Below are 15,781 nucleotides of genomic sequence, written 5' to 3'. Positions count from 1 at the left end.
GACGGCTCCCTTGTTTGAGATCTCAACGAACTCATTCTGGCACATCCGATGCCGTCGGGCGCCGTCCACCCCATCATGCCGTTACTCTCGCGGCAGGGGCCCCGGCAGGATTCAATCCGGCCGTGAAATGCTCTGGATAGACCACCCGCAAAAAAGCCCGGCGCATGGCCGGGCTTTCTGTCGAATAGAGATTTCTATCAGTCGGCATCGATCGCTGTGGCCATGCGGGCGATGGCCTGTTGATAGACGCTCGCCGAATTCCAGCCGGCAATTGCGCCGATATTCGCCTGCGCGCTGGCGCCCGGTCGCCAACCATGACCCTTGAGGAAGTTGGCGGTAGAAGCCAACGCAGTGGCCTTGTCACGCAGGTTTTTGTTGCCTACGCCATATGTCAAAACATTTCCGGGCAGGAACTGCGTGTGACCAATCTCGCCATGCGCGGCACCGACCGACGAGGCGCTCAACGCTCCGCGATCAACCAGCTTCAGGGCCGCAATGGCATGCGGGTAGAAGAACTCCGGACGGCGGCAGTCATAGGCCAGCGTTAAAATGGCGGAGACCGTATTCTGGTTGCCCATGGCGGAACCGAAGCCGGTCTCCATGCCCCAGATGGCGAGCAACACGCCCGGCGACACGCCGTAATTCTGTTCGATCTTGTCGAACAGCGCAGCATTGGCCTTCTTCAGCGCACGGCCCCTGGCAATGATCGCGGACGCGCCACGGCGCTTCATGAAAGCTTCCACCGAGCCGCTGAAAGCCTTATGGATGGCGCGGTCGACGGAGATCGTCTTTGTCGCGTAGGTTGCGCGAGCCAGAGCGGCCAGACCCTTCGAGCCGACACCGTCGGCCTTCGCCTCCGCGGCGAACTCCGGTTTCCATGCCTCGAAGCCGGCGCCGCTCTTGCCACAGCTGGCCGCCGCCTGCGCGCCCGTCGCCAGCGCAAGCACCGCCACCACCGTGGCCACTACAAACATCTTCCCCTTGGCAAGAAATGCCATGCTGCTCTCCTGGTTGCCTGAATCACGTTCCCAATTGCGAACTTGCCTGCGAAACACCTGCTTGTCACTGCCCCGGCGCCACGCCGATGCACTCAATACAGCAGGAACCTCAAATCCACCATACTGGCGGACGCCCGGGAATTTGCCTACGATCAAGTAATTATTGTGGCGGGGACAGAATAAGCATGGAAGACGTTGATGTCGTGATCATCGGCGGGGCGCTGAGCGGTTTGTGTGCTATGCGGCGGCGGCGGCCCGGCCGCTCGCAAGCGCGCGCCACGCTGATGCAGCCCGTGGCGGAAAAGATCTTCTTCGCCGGCGAGCATTTGGCCGGTCCGCTGATGCAGACCTGCGGCGGCGCCAGATTGTCGGGCGAGGCAGTGGCCAAGGAGGTCGTCGCCCAGCTTGCGGCAAAATAGCATCGGCCGGCAGGAACGTCGGCAGCTGACAGGCGTTTGGCGTTCTCCTGCTCGTATCGTCCTCCGCATTTCGATTGCGAATGATTTGAGACGCCAATGAAGCTTTTCGACTGCCCGCATTGCGGCCACCGTCTCTATTTCGAGAACGCGCAATGCCTGAACTGCGCCAGCCTCGTGCTCTACGATCCCGAGCATGCGCGCTTCGCGCTGTCCGACGCCGAGGTCTTCCATTGCACCAATGCCGACGAATGCGCCTGCAACTGGATGGCGGAGCCCGGCCACGCCTTCTGCCGCGCCTGTGCGCTGAACCAGCTGATCCCGGATCTGTCGGTCGACGGCAATCGCCGCCGCTGGATCCGTGTCGAGGCGGCAAAGAAGCGTGCCGTCTATTCGCTGCTCGCCTTCGGCCTGCCGGTCGCACCCAAGCAGGACGTTGGCGACGAGATCGGTCTCGCTTTCGATTTTCTTGCCGATCCGATCGGCGGCGGTCCGGGCGGCGAGCGTATCCTGACCGGTCATGACAACGGCCGGATCACGCTCAACGTCGCCGAGGCGGATTCGGCAGAGCGCGAACGGCGGCGCGTCGAGATGGGCGAGAACTACCGCACGCTGCTCGGCCATTTCCGCCATGAGCTCGGCCATTATTACTGGGACCGCCTGATCCGCGACGATTCGCAAAAGCTTGCCGGTTTTCGCGCTTTGTTCGGCGACGAGCGCGCCGGCTACGAACAGGCGCTGAAGACCTATTATGCCGATGGCGCGCCGCCCGACTGGCAGCAGCGCCATATCTCGGCCTATGCGACGTCGCACCCATGGGAGGACTGGGCCGAGACATGGGCGCATCACATGCACATCACGGACACGCTGGAGATGGTGCATGCCCTGAATTTCCCGCTCGGCCGGCTGGAAACTGTTGAAGCCAACGAGCTGCCGCGCGCCGATACCGGCGGCAAGTTGCAGCCGGCACCATCGGAACCCGCCGCCAGCCCAGAGCCCTTCGAAAGGATTCTCGACCGCTGGCTGGTGCTGTCGGAGGCGTCCAACTCGATCAACCGCTGCATGGGCCTGCCCGATCTCTATCCCTTCGTCATCTCGGACGTGGCGGCGCAAAAACTTGCTTTTGTTCACGAGCTTTTGACCGACCTGCCGAAAACGACTGGAACAAATCGTGAGCCGGCCGAAGCCTTTTAGCCGGAACGCATGCGGCTTTGCTTCGTTTTCCGTGCCAAGGGACTGTGAAACGGAGAGAAGACCATGAAACGCATATTGTTTCCGGCGGTGGCCGGAGCGCTCATGGCGATGTCGGGCTCTGCATTGGCCGACACCGCCGTCTCGGCCATCACTGATCTCAATGTACGCGCCGGCCCCGGCCCGCAATATCCGGTGATCGGCGTGCTCGCAGCCGGCCAGTCGGCGACGCTCGACGGCTGCATCGCCAACAGCAAATGGTGCACCATCGCCGAGGCCAACGGCCAGGGCTGGGTCTATTCCGACTATGTGACGGCCGATTTCGGCGGCAGCCGTGTGGTCCTGACACAGCATCCGGCCAGCGCCGGCATTGCCGTCGTGACGCCGCCAGCCGATAGCGTCGAGTATTCCGACAGCTATACCGGAGCAATCGTCGCCGGCCAGGCGATCGAGCCTATCCGGAGACCGCCGGCCGAGATCCGTACCTATGTACGTACGCATCGGCTCGATCCGGTCTATCTCGAGGGCGAGGTGGTGACGGGCGCGACGTTGCCTGATACCGTCGAGCTACGCGAGATTCCGGACTATGATTACCGTTACGTCTATGTGAACGGCCAGCCGGCACTGGTCGATCCGGGCAGCCGGCGTATCGTGTACGTCGTGCGCTGACGATACAAACAGGGCGGTCGCCCTGTAATGGCGGCCGCTCGCACTCCCGACATTGCCACAAGCCGGTATTGCCGCTGCAATACCGGTTTCCACATTGGGGCCGATGTTCTAGACCTTGCGAGCCGAAGCACCAGCCAGCGAGCCCGCGTGACGATCGACCCAACCGCCTTCCAACAGTACCGGCAGACCGCCAACAACAAGACCACTTTGCCGCGGCTTCTGCTTGGAGCGGTGGTCGTCATCCTGTTCTGGCTCGGAACCACAGCCGCCGTGCTGTTCGGCGGCACCTATGCCTTTGCCGTTTGGCAGGCATCGTCTGGCACCGCCCCGCCAGGTGGGGGAGCGGTGCAGGATTTCATGGCCTCTCCTGCAGGCATCCTTGCGGCGCTGGCTTCATTTGCCGGAATCTGGCTCGGCCTTTGGGCTGCCATGCGCTGGATCCATCGCGAGAAGCTGACAGCCCTGATTGGCGTCAGCCGGCGCATTTCTTGGTCGGGGTTCCTGAAAGGACTGACCGCGGTGCTGATCACCTCGCTGCTTTCCGAGATCCTGCTTTATGGTTTGCAGCCCGACATCGCGCGCGGCGCGATCGGCCTGTCCGCGTGGCTTTTGTTCCTGATCCCGATCGCCGCCCTGACCTTTCTGCAGACCTCGTCGGAGGAGATGCTGTTTCGCGGTTATCTGCTCAGGGGCCTGGCGAGCCGGTTCCAGAACCCTTTCATCTGGGCGCTGCTGCCGGGATTGCTGTTCACCTCCCTGCACTGGAGCCCAGGTTCAAGCGCTGCCATCAATGCCTGCGTGCTGGCCTCGATCGCCGCCTTTGCGCTGCTGCTGACGCTTCTGGTCTATGCAACCGGCAATCTCGGTGCCGGCTTTGGCGCCCATCTCGGCAACAATCTGACCGGCTTCCTGCTGATTTCGCACCAGCAAAGCTATAATTCCTTCGCCCTGTTCAACGCCAAGCCGCTCGAAGCCGCGGGCTGGACGACTTCAGACGCCGTCCTCATCGCTTCGATCGGCATCGTCAGCAGCCTGTTGACCGTTCTGCTGCTTTTACATCCGCGCTCACCGCTGAAGGTCGAGCCGGATATGGCGCCCGCCGGCAGCGTGCGCTGATGTGCATTGCCTGGTCGTCCTGAGCTATTTGACGCAAAGCTTGACCAAAGCTTGACTCTGCGGCCGATTTCCTGTCTACACGCCGCGAATTCCGCGACGAGTATTCCTCCGAGCAAACCGACCGGGACGCCGAAACCTCCTTGAGGTGAAGTGCTGTAAATCGATCCCGGAGGCCAACACCCGGCAGCGCTGTGCGCCCCCGGGTGCTTTTTGGCTTTGGGCTTTGCCCGGACCGGCTTTTGCTTGGACAGTTGGCGCGAACGCATTACCTCTCGGGCATCATCCGGGTGCCAGGGAAAAGGAAGAAGAATGTTTGAATCGCTACAGGAACGTCTTGGTTCGATCCTGAACGGCCTCACCGGCCGCGGCGCCTTGTCGGAGGCCGATGTCTCGGCGGCGTTGCGCGAGGTGCGCCGTGCGTTGCTCGAGGCCGACGTGGCGCTGGAAGTTGTGCGTTCCTTCACCGACAAGGTGCGCGAGAAGGCCGTCGGCGCCGCCGTGGTCAAGTCGATCAAGCCCGGCCAGATGGTCGTCAAGATCGTCCATGACGAACTGGTCGAGATGCTCGGCGCCGAGGGCGTCGCCATCGACCTCAATGCACCGGCTCCGGTCGTCATCATGATGATCGGCTTGCAGGGTTCGGGCAAGACGACGACCTCGGCCAAGATCGCCAGGCGCCTCACCGACCGTCAAAACAAGAAGGTTTTGATGGCCTCGCTCGACACGCGGCGTCCCGCCGCGCAAGAGCAGCTCCGCCAGCTCGGCGAGCAGGTCAAGGTCGCCACATTGCCGATCGTCGCCGGCCAGACGCCGGTCGATATCGCCCGCCGCGCCGTGCAGGCGGCCAAGCTCGGCGGCCATGACGTCGTCATCCTCGATACCGCCGGCCGCACCCATATCGACGAGCCGTTGATGGTCGAGATGGCCGACATCAAGAAGATGTCGTCGCCGCACGAGATCCTGCTGGTCGCCGATTCGCTGACCGGCCAGGACGCCGTCAATCTGGCAAAAAGCTTCGACGAGCGCGTCGGCATCACCGGCCTCGTGCTGACCCGCATGGACGGCGACGGCCGCGGTGGTGCGGCGCTCTCGATGCGCGCCGTCACCGGCAAGCCGATCAAGCTGATCGGCACCGGCGAAAAAATGGACGCGCTGGAGGAATTCCACCCCAAGCGCATCGCCGACCGCATCCTCGGCATGGGCGACATCGTCAGCCTCGTCGAAAAGGCGGCCGAGAACATCGACGCCGAGCAGGCGGCGGCGATGGCCAGGAAGATGCAGTCGGGCAAGTTCGACCTGAACGACCTCGCCGGCCAGCTTCAGCAAATGTCGAAAATGGGTGGCATGGGCGGCATCATGGGCATGATGCCCGGCATGGGCAAGATGAAGGACCAGATGGCCGCCGCCGGTCTCGACGACAAGATGTTCGGCCGCCAGCTCGCCATCATCTCGTCGATGACCAAGACCGAGCGCGCCAACCCCGATATTCTGAAGCACTCGCGCAAGAAGCGCATCGCCGCCGGCTCGGGTACCGACGCGGCCGAAATCAACAAACTGTTGAAGATGCATCGCGGCATGGCCGACATGATGAAGGCGATGGGCGGCAAGGGCAAAGGCGGCGGCCTGATGCGCGGCATGATGGGCGGCCTCGCTTCCAAGATGGGGCTCGGCGGCATGATGCCTGGCGGCCCAGGCGGTCCCGGAGGCGGCATGATGGGCGGCGGCATGCCGGACCTCTCCAAGATGGACCCCAAGCAGCTCGAAGCCTTGCAGAAGCAGGCGCAGGCGGCCGGGCTCGGCGGCATGAAGGGCCTGCCCGGTGGTCTTCCCGGTGGCGGTGGCCTGCCTGGGCTGCCCGGCGGCATGAAACTTCCCGGCCTGCCGGGCGGTGGCGGGCTGCCAATGCTTGGCAAGAATGGCCTCGGCAAGAAGAAGTAAGGGCGCCATGAACGAAGAGAAGGGCATGGCGGACGCGCGTGCGGCGCTGGCCAATTATCGCGCCTCTATCGACAATATCGACGCGGCGCTGATCCACATGCTGGCCGAGCGCTTCCGCTGCACCAAGGCAGTCGGCGTGCTGAAGGCGGAACATGGCCTGCCGCCTGCCGACCCGGCGCGCGAGCAGGAGCAGATCGCCCGTCTTCGCCAACTGGCGAAGGACGCCCATCTCGACCCGGATTTCGCGGAGAAATTCCTGAACTTCGTCGTCCGCGAAGTGATCCGCCATCACGAGCAGATCGCCGCATCCAACGGCGTGACGAAAACCGGCTGAGGACCAGCCACCAACCGATCAACCAGATCAGAGCTTTTAGGAGAAAAGAAATGCCACTGAAAATCCGATTGGCCCGTGCGGGCTCGAAGAAGCGTCCCTATTACCATGTCGTCGTCGCCGACGCTCGTTCGCCGCGCGACGGCCGTTTCATCGAGTCGCTCGGCTCGTGGAATCCGCTGCTGCCCAAGGACGGCGAACGCGTCAAGGTCGACGCCGAGCGCGTCAAGCATTGGCTGTCGCATGGCGCCCAGCCGACCGACCGCGTGCTGCGCTTCCTCGATAAAGCCGGCATCGCCAAGCGCGAAGCCCGCTCCAACCCGAAGAAGGCCGAGCCCGGCAAGAAGGCGCAGGAGCGCGCAGCCTTGCTGAAGAAGGCGCAGGAAGATGCCGCCGCGGCCGTTGTCGCCGCTGCAGCCGCGCCGGCCGAGGCGGAAGCCGCCAGTGCCGAATAAATCATCTCCACAACCACGAAACGGCGGGCCCTGCCCGCCGTTTTGCTATTACATCCATATGATGCGGCCCGATCAATAGCCTTCCGGGCAACTCGCAACGTAGACACGACCGTTACGATCGCGATAACGGCATTGGCCGCTTTCGCTGGCACGGCCGATCAGCGCACCGGCCAAAGCGCCGGCCGCACCGCCGATCACCGCGCCCTTGGTCGGGTTGCCGGCCACAGCAGCGCCGACCGCCGCACCGCCCAGGCCACCAACTGCCGCGCCTTGCTCAGTACGGGAGCAGGCACCGAGCGGGACCAGCAGGGCCATCAAGATCATCACCTTTTTCATTGTCGTTCCTCTCCAACAGGGTGCCGTCCTCGCCGCTGCACCCCCTAACTCGCAACCAGGCGATTTGATCCAAAGAAGAAGATCGGCTGCCGCCCGGCGGCGCTCAATTTGATCCAAAGAGTAGAAAGGCGGCGGCACACCGTGCCCGCTCTGGCGGCCTGGCCACCATCGAACGGCTTTCGATGTCGCCGCTATTGGCTGAACGGGAATAACGCGCGCACCCTTGGATCGCGCAGATACAGGCCACCCCAGAGGATGGCGCCGAGATAGACGCCGAACAGTATGTGCGAGAACAAAGGGCTGCCGATACGCACATGCGTGGCGACGGCGCCGCCGAGATAGGCGGTGAGCAGGATGGCGCCGAGCACCGAGGTGCGTGGCAGCGCGTAAAGCGCTGTCGAGACCAGTCCAATGGTGCCGAGCATGCGCGAGACATTGGCATTGGCCGGCCAGCCGAGCTGCACCATGGTCTGGGTGACGATTTCGAGCGGCGGTAGCTTGATGACGCCGTCGAAGATCATGAACAGCACGATGACGGCGCTGAGCACGCGGCCGGCCCACAGGGCACGCGGTGAGACGGGTGCTGCCTGAGACATTGATGTTCCCTCCGGTCGTTGTGAGCACTGGCTCCTCCGCCAGCTCGAACCAAGGACGCGGCCCATGACGGCGATCCGACATGCCTCCAGTTCTTTTCACTCCAGGGGCAACCTTGGGTGTGTACGTTCAGTCAGCAACGAACCTGGCCAAGTCCACCTTGCGGGGTGAGGTGGAGGGCGTTATTGAAAATCCGTAGAGGTGTCTTCCGAGCGCTCGACGGCACCACCGCCTGATCGCACAGCGAAAGCAACCGATGGCCGGAGAGACCGACCTGAAACAGTTGCTGGCGGCAATGACGCCGGAATTGCTTGCCGGCGTTCATGTCTTCACCACGTTGCCACCCGATGCGCCCGCTCCCGACAGGCTCCACCCGGTGATGCTATTTCGCGAGCGCGAGGGCACGACGCTGATCGTGCTTGAAGACCATGCCAAGGCCGCTGGACTGAAAACCGTGTTCCGCTGCCGGATGCTGACGCTGAACATCCATTCGTCGCTGGAAGCGGTCGGCTTCCTCGCCGCCATCACCGCGCGGCTGGCCACCGCCGGCATCGGCGTCAATCCGGTCTCGGCCTTCTACCACGATCATCTGTTCGTGCCCGCCGACCGGGCGGAGGAGGCGCTGGAGTTGCTGTTGGACCTAGCGGAGGAGAACCGGCTGTGACGCCGGCGCCTTGCTGCCTATTTGAGACGCCTGCGCTCCCCCTCATACGCCTGCCGGAACCTTCTTCCCGTGAACGGCGAGAAGGGCGCAAAACGGCCGAAGGCCGAGCCCGCGACTGCGGGCCGCCGGCCTTCCGGCGCCCCCGCGGAGGGCCAGCCGCGACAGCAGCGATACGGCCGTGAGAGAAAAAGCAAGCTGAGCAAAAATCGCGGCCGAAGGCCAAGCCTGCGACCGCAGGCCGCCGGTCGTCCGGCGCCCCCGCGGAGGCCAGCCGCGCTAGCGGCGATACGGCCGTGAGCGAACTATGCCGCCTTCTTCTTCGGCTGGATCAGCCCGCGCTCGACCAGCAGTTCGGCGATCTGCACCGCATTGAGTGCCGCGCCCTTGCGCAGATTGTCGGAGACGATCCACATCGACAGGCCGTTATCGATGGTCGAGTCCTCGCGGATGCGCGAGATGAAGGTGGCGTCCTCGCCGGCCGATTCCAGCGGCGTGATGTAGCCGCCGTCCTCGCGCTTGTCGATGACCTGGCAGCCCGGCGCCTCGCGCAGGATCTCGCGCGCCTCATCGGCGGTGATCGGCTTCTCGAACTCGATGTTGACCGCTTCCGAATGGCCGATGAACACCGGCACCCGCACGCAGGTCGCCGTCAGCTTGATCTTCGGGTCGAGCATCTTCTTGGTCTCGGCCACCATCTTCCACTCTTCCTTGGTGAAGCCGTCGTCGAGGAAGACGTCGATATGCGGGATGACGTTGAAGGCGATACGCTTGGTGAACTTCTTGATGTCGACCTGGTCGGCGACGAACACCGCGCGCGTCTGCGTGAACAATTCGTCCATGCCTTCCTTGCCGGCGCCGGAGACCGACTGGTAGGTGGCGACGACGACGCGCTTGATGGTGGCCGCGTCATGCAGCGGCTTCAGCGCCACGACCAGCTGCGCCGTCGAGCAGTTCGGGTTGGCAATGATGTTCTTGCGCGTGAACAGCGAGATCGCATCCGGGTTCACTTCCGGAACGATCAGCGGCACGTCCTGGTCGTAGCGGAAGGCCGACGAATTGTCGATGACGACGCAGCCCTGCTTGCCGATCTTCGGCGACCATTCCTTGGAGACGTTGCCGCCGGCCGACATGATGCAGATGTCGGTGTCGGAAAAATCATATTGGTCGAGCGCCCTGACCTTCAGCGTGCGGTCGCCGAACGACACTTCCGTGCCCTGGCTGCGCCGCGAGGCCAGCGCCACCACCTCGCTCACCGGAAAGCCGCGTTCCTCCAGTATGTTGAGCATTTCCCGGCCCACATTGCCCGTGGCGCCGACGATCGCAACCTTGAAACTCATCGAAATCTCCTGTCCCTCTCCGCTCGGTTTCTGGAGAAAACCCGCCGGCCGATGCGGGTTTCAACCCCCGGGCCGGACCCGGGAGGGGTGGTTAGGCCAAGGGAATCAGACCGTTTTGGTGGTCGTTTTGCCGGTTTTTTTGGGCAAGAACGTGATTTTGCTGGAACGAGGAGACGCAGCGACGCGCCCGGCCCAATGGTTCGCATTGGGGCCGGGGATGTCGAAGGCAGAAAGCGCCATCAAAAGGCCGCGCATCGAAAACTATCCCGTTCGGTGCCGGCTTTTACGCGGTTTACGTCTAGAGTCAATCGCAAGCAGGCCGACCCGCCCGCCCTGTACAATGACGGCGGCACCAAGTACGAACGAGCATCGTCTGGCTCGTGGCGCCCGTCTGTGGCGCATGCCGACATTTGACCCGTCGCCGGGTATTCAGAATCCGAATTTCGAAAGAGCAAGATGTCCAACTTCGAAGCTATTGTTCCCGCGCTGGCAAAGGCGCTGGAAAAACGCGGCTATGTCGAGCTGACGCCGGTGCAGAACGCCGTTCTCGAGCTTGGCCAGGCCGATGCGCTGGTTTCGGCCCAGACCGGCTCCGGCAAGACCGTCGCCTTCGGTCTGGCTTTGGCGCCGACCCTTCTCGATGGCGCGGAGCGCTTTTCCCACGCGGCGGCACCCCTGGCGCTGGCCGTGGCGCCGACGCGGGAGTTGGCCCTGCAGGTAACGCGCGAGCTGGAATGGCTCTACGAACTGACCGGCGCCACGGTGGCGTCCTGCGTCGGCGGCATGGACATGCGCACCGAACGGCGCGTGCTGGAGCGCGGCGCCCATATCGTCGTGGGCACGCCCGGCCGCCTGCGCGATCACATCACCCGCAATTCGCTCGACATGTCGGCGCTCAAGGCAGTGGTGCTCGACGAGGCCGACGAGATGCTCGATCTCGGCTTTCGCGAGGATCTGGAATTCATCCTCGATGCCGCACCCGCCGATCGCCGCACGCTGATGTTTTCCGCGACCGTGCCGCGCTCCATCGCCACGCTGGCCAAGGGCTACCAGCGCGATGCTGTGCGCATCTCGGCCTCCGGCGAGGAAAAGCAGCATCTCGACATCGAATACCGGGCGCTGAGCGTCGCCCAGGCGGACCGCGAAAACGCCATCATCAACGTGCTTCGCTACTACGAGGCCAAGAATGCATTGGTGTTCTGCAACACCCGCGCCGCCGTCAACCATCTGACGGCGCGCTTCAACAATCGCAACTTTTCCGTCGTGGCGCTGTCCGGCGAGCTTAGCCAGAACGAGCGCAGCCACGCGCTGCAGGCGATGCGCGACGGCCGCGCCAAGGTCTGCATCGCCACCGACGTCGCGGCACGCGGCATCGACCTGCCCAATCTCGAGCTGGTGATCCATGCCGACCTGCCGACCAGCCCGGAGACGCTCCTGCACCGAAGCGGACGCACGGGTCGTGCGGGACGCAAGGGCGTCAGCGCGCTGATCGTGCCCAACAATGCCCGCCGGCGCACCGAGCGGCTGCTGCAAAGTGCCGGCCTTGCGGCAACCTGGGCGAGCCCGCCGTCGGCCGACGACGTGATACGGCGCGACGATGAGCGCATTCTCGCTGATCCGGTCTTCAGCGAGCCTATGAAGGATGAGGAGCGCGGCTTCGTCGAGGTGCTTCTCGATCAGCACGGGCCCGAACAGGTTGCCGCCGCCTTCGTGCGGATGTGCCGCTCCAGCCACTCGGCGCCGGAGGATCTTCTCGACGTGGCACCGTTCACGCCGTCGGCCGAAAAATTTGCGCGCCGGGATGAGGCACCGAGCCGCAACGACGATTTCGGCGACAGCGTCTGGTTCTCGCTGTCGGTCGGACGCCGGCAGAATGCCGAGCCACGCTGGCTGATCCCGATGCTGTGCCGGACAGGCGGCATTTCCAAGCGCGAGATCGGCGCCATCAAGATGCAGCCGGAGGAAACCTTCGTACAGATCGCAGCGGACTGGGCCGAGCGTTTCCTCGCTGCGATCGGCCCCGACCGCAAGCTGCAGGGCAACATTGCGGTCAAGCGGCTGGATGGCACGCCGGATTTGTCGCGGGCCGGCTACCAGGAACCACGACCCGACAAGAAGCCGCACCGCGGCAAGCGCACCTTCGATCAGAACACGCCCAAATTCGAGAAGCGCGCACCGGCCGACCAGCGCCCGGCATTCGAGGCGAAGCCCTGGGCCGGGAAACCGGCCAAGGCGAAGTTCGAAGGCGGACCTGCGAAACACAAGAAATCGAAGAAACGGCCGGGGTAAATAGCCAGCACTCTCCATTTCCGCACGCCCCTTGCGGTCTGCCGGAACTTTGCACAGTCTGGGGCGGGGAAATGGGGGTGGGCAGGACATGCGCGGCGAAGTTCTTCATTACGACGAAGACCAGGGTTTCGGCTTCATCACCGGAGCCGACGGCAACCGCTACACTTTGGCGCGCGAAGATTTGCGCCGCGAAGCAGGGTTGCCGGAGGTACGACCGTCGAATTCCAGCCGGCTGGCGGACGGGCACGCGATGTTTTTTCGATCCGCGCCCAACCTGCCAGTGCGCCCGCCGACGCCTCCACTGCAACCGCCGCCCCAACTCAGGCCGGCAATGCGCCCGCGGCACGTCAGCCGCAACATTTCGGCCGTTCCGCTGAACAAAGTCCGGCCGAATCGGCTGGCCTGTGGAGCTACTTCTGGTGGGGTCTGACCGAGAATTACTTCAACTTCGCCGGCCGTGCCCGCCGCAAGGAGTATTGGGGCTATTGTCTGTTCTGGACGATCGCGCTGATCGTGGTCATAGGACTCGGCGTCTTTATCGACGACGCCATGGGCAATCTCGACAACAGTGAATTGCCGGCAGTGACGGTCGGCCTTTCCGGTCTCTTCCTGCTGGCGACAGCCCTGCCGTGGTTCGGGCTCAACGTGCGTCGCCTGCACGATACCGGCCTGACCGGCTGGCTCTTCCTGCTTTTCCTGATCCCGACCTTCGGCACCGTGATCATCCTGATCTTTGCGCTGATCCCGACGCAGCCGCGCGAAAACCAGTGGGGTCCGGTGCCGGAGGGGATCAAGACCGCATAACCTCACCTGAGTTGGTTCTGCTAAAGCTGCTTGTGTTCGCTCAAGGCGATGCGTTCGATGATCTTGAAGTCCTTCGCGGAATGACCACGAAGGGTCTTCTTGTGGGTCTGGATCGTTTCCGTCCCGACAACCTCGAATGTGGACCCTTCATAGGCGATTTCGCAGTCGGCCACCCTATCCGGCCAAAGCCAGATCAAGAGACACAACTCGTATTGATCGGGAATGGCTTCTAGCAGGTAGAAATCGCTCTTTTCGACCTGATATCGGTCGCAGATGAACTGCAGCAATGGCGCGAGGTGTTGATCGCCGCGAAACTCAGCCTGGCGTTGGTGCTCGCCGAGAAGATCCCTTTCAATGGCGCGCTGCACCTCACCCATACACCTGTCACCCCAAAAATTTGGCGATGATCGCGTCGCCCATCTCGGTCGTGCCGACCTCGGTCATCCCCGGCGAATGAATATCCCTGGTACGCAAGCCCTGATCGAGCACGGCGGCGATCGCGCCTTCCAGCCGGTCGGCCTCTTCAACCATGCCAAAGGAATAGCGCATGCACATGGCGAAGGAGGCGATCATGGCGATCGGATTGGCGATGCCCTTGCCGGCGATGTCGGGCGCCGAGCCGTGCACCGGCTCGTAGAGCGCCTTGCGCTTTTTGGTCTTGACATCAGGTGCGCCGAGCGAGGCCGACGGCAGCATGCCGATCGAGCCGGTCAGCATGGCGGCGATGTCGGACAGCATGTCGCCGAACAGATTGTCGGTGACGATGACGTCGAACTGCTTCGGCCAGCGCACCAACTGCATGCCGCCGGCATCGGCCAACATGTGATCGAGCTTGACGTCGGCATACCTGGCCTTGTGCGTCTGGGTGACGACCTCGTTCCACAGCACGCCAGATTTCATCACATTGCGCTTTTCCATCGAGGTGACGTGGTTCTTGCGCGTGCGTGCCAACTCGAAGGCAACGCCCGAAATGCGCTCGATCTCGAATGTGTCGTAGACTTGGGTGTCGATGCCGCGCTTCTGGCCGTTGCCGAGATCGATGATCTGCTTCGGCTCGCCGAAATAGACGCCGCCGGTGAGCTCGCGCACGATGAGGATATCGAGACCTTCGACCACCTCCTGCTTGAGCGAGGAGGACGCCGCCAGTGCCGGATAGCAGATTGCCGGCCTGAGATTGGCAAACAGCTCCATGTCCTTGCGCAGCCGCAGCAGACCCGCCTCCGGGCGCACCTCGTAAGGCACGGCATCCCATTTCGGCCCGCCGACGGCGCCGAACAGCACCGCGTCAGCCGCCATTGCCTTGGCCATGTCGGCATCGGAAATTGCCGCGCCATGTGCGTCGTAAGCGCAACCGCCGACAAGGCCCTCGTCGGTGGCGAAATCGCTGCCGAGGCTGTCGTTCATGCCGGCGATCAATTTCTTCACCTCGGCCATCGCCTCGGGGCCGATACCGTCGCCGGCAAGCAGGAGAAGATTTTTCGAAGCCATGAGAACCGTCCTGATTGTGTCGTGAGCCGCGGCCTTGCTAAACGCCAAGCGGCCGGCGCGCAAGCCTGCGGTTCAGAGCATCGGACCCAAAAGTGGAAACCGGTTTTGGGAAACTCCGATGCTCAAGACAAAATGCCTAGAGATGCGAAAGGATATTGACCAGCCTGCCGAACGGGTCGCGTACGAAGAAGCGCCGCACGCCCCAGGGTTCGTCCGCCGGACCGTATTCGATGGCAAAGCCGGCCTTTCTCATGCTTTCAAGCGCGTCATCGACGTCGTCGACTTCGATAGAGATGTCCGGCACCGGCGTTCCTGATCCCCCTTCGGCCATGAAACTGACCTGCACGGACATCGTCTCTTGCGAGCCGTAGGTAGCGATCCAGCCCATATCCATCTTGAGATCGAGGCCGAGCACATCCTGATAGAAAGGTTTTGCCGCCGCGATATCCTGCGTGTCTATGTTTGCAACGATGCGCCTGACCTTCACCATGGGCCGATCCTCGTGCTGACCGTGTCGTTGTCGCAACCGTGACAGGCATCAGGCTGTGCGCCGCAGCGCCGTCACCTCGATCTCGATCTTCATCTCCGGCTTGTTGAGCTGACACACGATCATCGTTGCCGCCGGCCTGATCTCGCCAAAGGCCTCGCCGAGGATCGGGAACACCACATCCACGAAAGCCGCATCGGTGATATAGTAATGTGCCCGCACCACATCGGCCATCTCGAAGCCGCCGTCCCCGAGCGCCTTGGCGATCGTCGCCAGGCAATTGCGCGTTTGTGCCTCTACGGTCTCCGGCATCGACATGGTCGCATAATCGTAGCCGGTCGTTCCGGACACGAAACACCAGTCGCCCTGCACCACGGCGCGCGAATAGCCGGCGGTCTTCTCGAAGGGCGAACCGGTGGAGATCAGTTTTCGCATGGCTTCCTCGCAGTGGTTGCGGCCATCCTGAAGGTATAGGGTCCACCCGGCCATGGGCCAGAGGCAACCGATTGTTGTTACGACGTGGAAGCGCAGACCTTGGAGATTGGCCAGAACATCTCTCCAGTCGTCATCCTGGGGCGAAGCAAGGAGCGAAGCGACGCGGCGCAGACCCCAGGATCCATATGTGGACGGCGCCCTGCCTGCAACGGTTGTTTTGCGTCGTTTTCGAT

At 63.2% G+C, this 15,781-nt stretch carries 20 protein-coding genes; 11 read left to right on the top strand and 9 right to left on the bottom strand.

Going from position 1 to position 15,781, the window contains the following annotated elements; translation table 11 throughout:
- Window positions 1–197: 197 nt before the first annotated feature.
- Window positions 198–998: a lytic murein transglycosylase gene (locus NKH41_RS32590; RefSeq protein ID WP_352491737.1), complete on the bottom strand. Its 801-nt coding sequence runs from the start codon at window positions 996–998 to the stop codon at window positions 198–200.
- Between the two features lie 185 nt (window positions 999–1,183).
- On the opposite strand from NKH41_RS32590, the gene NKH41_RS32585 reads away from it, so the two are divergent.
- The 7 genes from NKH41_RS32585 (at window position 1,184) to rpsP (ending at window position 7,114) form a co-directional block, all read left to right on the top strand.
- Window positions 1,184–1,417 carry a hypothetical protein gene (locus NKH41_RS32585; protein ID WP_352773137.1) on the top strand — a complete coding sequence of 78 codons (234 nt, stop codon included), beginning with the start codon at window positions 1,184–1,186 and terminating at the stop codon, window positions 1,415–1,417.
- A gap of 96 nt (window positions 1,418–1,513) precedes the next feature.
- Window positions 1,514–2,608 carry a zinc-binding metallopeptidase family protein gene (locus tag NKH41_RS32580; protein ID WP_352773140.1) on the top strand — a complete coding sequence of 365 codons (1,095 nt, stop codon included), beginning with the start codon at window positions 1,514–1,516 and terminating at the stop codon, window positions 2,606–2,608.
- Window positions 2,609–2,671: 63 nt separating this feature from the next.
- Complete coding sequence (locus tag NKH41_RS32575; RefSeq protein ID WP_352773141.1) at window positions 2,672–3,274, top strand: DUF1236 domain-containing protein; 603 nt, start codon at window positions 2,672–2,674, stop codon at window positions 3,272–3,274.
- A gap of 147 nt (window positions 3,275–3,421) precedes the next feature.
- A complete protein-coding gene (locus tag NKH41_RS32570; RefSeq protein WP_352773144.1) occupies window positions 3,422–4,390 on the top strand; it encodes a CPBP family intramembrane glutamic endopeptidase in 969 nt (322 codons plus the stop codon).
- A gap of 309 nt (window positions 4,391–4,699) precedes the next feature.
- The gene (gene ffh / locus NKH41_RS32565; RefSeq protein ID WP_352470844.1) at window positions 4,700–6,328 is read left to right on the top strand and encodes a signal recognition particle protein; all 1,629 of its coding nucleotides are present in this window, start codon (window positions 4,700–4,702) and stop codon (window positions 6,326–6,328) included.
- Between the two features lie 7 nt (window positions 6,329–6,335).
- The gene (locus NKH41_RS32560; RefSeq protein ID WP_352773148.1) at window positions 6,336–6,662 is read left to right on the top strand and encodes a chorismate mutase; all 327 of its coding nucleotides are present in this window, start codon (window positions 6,336–6,338) and stop codon (window positions 6,660–6,662) included.
- A gap of 50 nt (window positions 6,663–6,712) precedes the next feature.
- Entirely contained in the window at window positions 6,713–7,114 is a 402-nt protein-coding gene (gene rpsP / locus NKH41_RS32555; protein ID WP_352773151.1) for a 30S ribosomal protein S16, read from the top strand.
- Window positions 7,115–7,186: 72 nt separating this feature from the next.
- On the opposite strand, the gene NKH41_RS32550 is transcribed toward rpsP, so the two are convergent.
- Window positions 7,187–7,450 carry a YMGG-like glycine zipper-containing protein gene (locus NKH41_RS32550; RefSeq protein ID WP_023680734.1) on the bottom strand — a complete coding sequence of 88 codons (264 nt, stop codon included), beginning with the start codon at window positions 7,448–7,450 and terminating at the stop codon, window positions 7,187–7,189.
- A gap of 191 nt (window positions 7,451–7,641) precedes the next feature.
- On the bottom strand, window positions 7,642–8,046 hold the full coding sequence (locus NKH41_RS32545; protein ID WP_352773154.1) for a DoxX family protein: 405 nt from the start codon (window positions 8,044–8,046) through the stop codon (window positions 7,642–7,644).
- A 254-nt stretch (window positions 8,047–8,300) separates the two neighbouring features.
- Here NKH41_RS32545 and NKH41_RS32540 point away from each other — a divergent pair, with 254 nt between their 5' ends.
- A complete protein-coding gene (locus NKH41_RS32540) occupies window positions 8,301–8,708 on the top strand; it encodes an ACT domain-containing protein (RefSeq protein WP_352685360.1) in 408 nt (135 codons plus the stop codon).
- 302 nt (window positions 8,709–9,010) lie between these two features.
- Here the strand turns inward: NKH41_RS32540 and NKH41_RS32535 are convergent, their stop codons facing one another.
- Entirely contained in the window at window positions 9,011–10,045 is a 1,035-nt protein-coding gene (locus tag NKH41_RS32535; protein WP_352470847.1) for an aspartate-semialdehyde dehydrogenase, read from the bottom strand.
- A 105-nt stretch (window positions 10,046–10,150) separates the two neighbouring features.
- Entirely contained in the window at window positions 10,151–10,300 is a 150-nt protein-coding gene (locus NKH41_RS32530; RefSeq protein WP_352773158.1) for a hypothetical protein, read from the bottom strand.
- A 201-nt stretch (window positions 10,301–10,501) separates the two neighbouring features.
- On the opposite strand from NKH41_RS32530, the gene NKH41_RS32525 reads away from it, so the two are divergent.
- The 3 genes from NKH41_RS32525 to NKH41_RS32515 all read left to right on the top strand — a co-directional run bounded on the left by NKH41_RS32525 (window position 10,502) and on the right by NKH41_RS32515 (window position 13,138).
- Complete coding sequence (locus NKH41_RS32525) at window positions 10,502–12,334, top strand: DEAD/DEAH box helicase (protein WP_352773161.1); 1,833 nt, start codon at window positions 10,502–10,504, stop codon at window positions 12,332–12,334.
- 88 nt (window positions 12,335–12,422) lie between these two features.
- A complete protein-coding gene (locus tag NKH41_RS32520; RefSeq protein ID WP_352935717.1) occupies window positions 12,423–12,764 on the top strand; it encodes a hypothetical protein in 342 nt (113 codons plus the stop codon).
- Window positions 12,737–13,138: a DUF805 domain-containing protein gene (locus tag NKH41_RS32515; RefSeq protein ID WP_352935725.1), complete on the top strand. Its 402-nt coding sequence runs from the start codon at window positions 12,737–12,739 to the stop codon at window positions 13,136–13,138. The genes NKH41_RS32520 and NKH41_RS32515 overlap by 28 nt, the downstream gene beginning before the upstream one ends.
- A gap of 20 nt (window positions 13,139–13,158) precedes the next feature.
- Here NKH41_RS32515 and NKH41_RS32510 read toward each other — a convergent pair whose 3' ends face one another.
- The 4 genes from NKH41_RS32510 to NKH41_RS32495 all read right to left on the bottom strand — a co-directional run bounded on the left by NKH41_RS32510 (window position 13,159) and on the right by NKH41_RS32495 (window position 15,548).
- The gene (locus NKH41_RS32510; RefSeq protein ID WP_352773164.1) at window positions 13,159–13,515 is read right to left on the bottom strand and encodes a hypothetical protein; all 357 of its coding nucleotides are present in this window, start codon (window positions 13,513–13,515) and stop codon (window positions 13,159–13,161) included.
- A gap of 7 nt (window positions 13,516–13,522) precedes the next feature.
- Window positions 13,523–14,626: a 3-isopropylmalate dehydrogenase gene (leuB, locus tag NKH41_RS32505; protein ID WP_352541965.1), complete on the bottom strand. Its 1,104-nt coding sequence runs from the start codon at window positions 14,624–14,626 to the stop codon at window positions 13,523–13,525.
- A 136-nt stretch (window positions 14,627–14,762) separates the two neighbouring features.
- Window positions 14,763–15,113 (bottom strand): VOC family protein, encoded by a 351-nt coding sequence (locus NKH41_RS32500; RefSeq protein WP_352773166.1) that lies wholly within the window; start codon window positions 15,111–15,113, stop codon window positions 14,763–14,765.
- 51 nt (window positions 15,114–15,164) lie between these two features.
- Window positions 15,165–15,548 carry a RidA family protein gene (locus tag NKH41_RS32495; protein ID WP_352470853.1) on the bottom strand — a complete coding sequence of 128 codons (384 nt, stop codon included), beginning with the start codon at window positions 15,546–15,548 and terminating at the stop codon, window positions 15,165–15,167.
- Window positions 15,549–15,781: the final 233 nt, after the last annotated feature.

Origin of the sequence: Mesorhizobium sp. M1169, from assembly GCF_040318345.1 — a bacterium.
Classification (GTDB): Bacteria; Pseudomonadota; Alphaproteobacteria; order Rhizobiales; family Rhizobiaceae; genus Mesorhizobium.
This window is presented reverse-complemented; position numbering and strand designations above follow the sequence as displayed.

What these genes read in the sequence shown, in the direction of transcription:
- NKH41_RS32590 (WP_352491737.1), bottom strand. Translation starts at nt 998, where the DNA reads ATGGCATTTCTTGCCAAGGGGAAGATGTTTGTAGTGGCCACGGTGGTG.
- NKH41_RS32585 (WP_352773137.1), top strand. Translation starts at nt 1,184, where the DNA reads ATGGAAGACGTTGATGTCGTGATCATCGGCGGGGCGCTGAGCGGTTTG.
- NKH41_RS32580 (WP_352773140.1), top strand. Translation starts at nt 1,514, where the DNA reads ATGAAGCTTTTCGACTGCCCGCATTGCGGCCACCGTCTCTATTTCGAG.
- NKH41_RS32575 (WP_352773141.1), top strand. Translation starts at nt 2,672, where the DNA reads ATGAAACGCATATTGTTTCCGGCGGTGGCCGGAGCGCTCATGGCGATG.
- ffh (WP_352470844.1), top strand. Translation starts at nt 4,700, where the DNA reads ATGTTTGAATCGCTACAGGAACGTCTTGGTTCGATCCTGAACGGCCTC.
- NKH41_RS32560 (WP_352773148.1), top strand. Translation starts at nt 6,336, where the DNA reads ATGAACGAAGAGAAGGGCATGGCGGACGCGCGTGCGGCGCTGGCCAAT.
- rpsP (WP_352773151.1), top strand. Translation starts at nt 6,713, where the DNA reads ATGCCACTGAAAATCCGATTGGCCCGTGCGGGCTCGAAGAAGCGTCCC.
- NKH41_RS32550 (WP_023680734.1), bottom strand. Translation starts at nt 7,450, where the DNA reads ATGAAAAAGGTGATGATCTTGATGGCCCTGCTGGTCCCGCTCGGTGCC.
- NKH41_RS32545 (WP_352773154.1), bottom strand. Translation starts at nt 8,046, where the DNA reads ATGTCTCAGGCAGCACCCGTCTCACCGCGTGCCCTGTGGGCCGGCCGC.
- NKH41_RS32540 (WP_352685360.1), top strand. Translation starts at nt 8,301, where the DNA reads ATGGCCGGAGAGACCGACCTGAAACAGTTGCTGGCGGCAATGACGCCG.
- NKH41_RS32535 (WP_352470847.1), bottom strand. Translation starts at nt 10,045, where the DNA reads ATGAGTTTCAAGGTTGCGATCGTCGGCGCCACGGGCAATGTGGGCCGG.
- NKH41_RS32530 (WP_352773158.1), bottom strand. Translation starts at nt 10,300, where the DNA reads ATGCGCGGCCTTTTGATGGCGCTTTCTGCCTTCGACATCCCCGGCCCC.
- NKH41_RS32525 (WP_352773161.1), top strand. Translation starts at nt 10,502, where the DNA reads ATGTCCAACTTCGAAGCTATTGTTCCCGCGCTGGCAAAGGCGCTGGAA.
- NKH41_RS32520 (WP_352935717.1), top strand. Translation starts at nt 12,423, where the DNA reads ATGCGCGGCGAAGTTCTTCATTACGACGAAGACCAGGGTTTCGGCTTC.
- NKH41_RS32510 (WP_352773164.1), bottom strand. Translation starts at nt 13,515, where the DNA reads ATGGGTGAGGTGCAGCGCGCCATTGAAAGGGATCTTCTCGGCGAGCAC.
- leuB (WP_352541965.1), bottom strand. Translation starts at nt 14,626, where the DNA reads ATGGCTTCGAAAAATCTTCTCCTGCTTGCCGGCGACGGTATCGGCCCC.
- NKH41_RS32495 (WP_352470853.1), bottom strand. Translation starts at nt 15,548, where the DNA reads ATGCGAAAACTGATCTCCACCGGTTCGCCCTTCGAGAAGACCGCCGGC.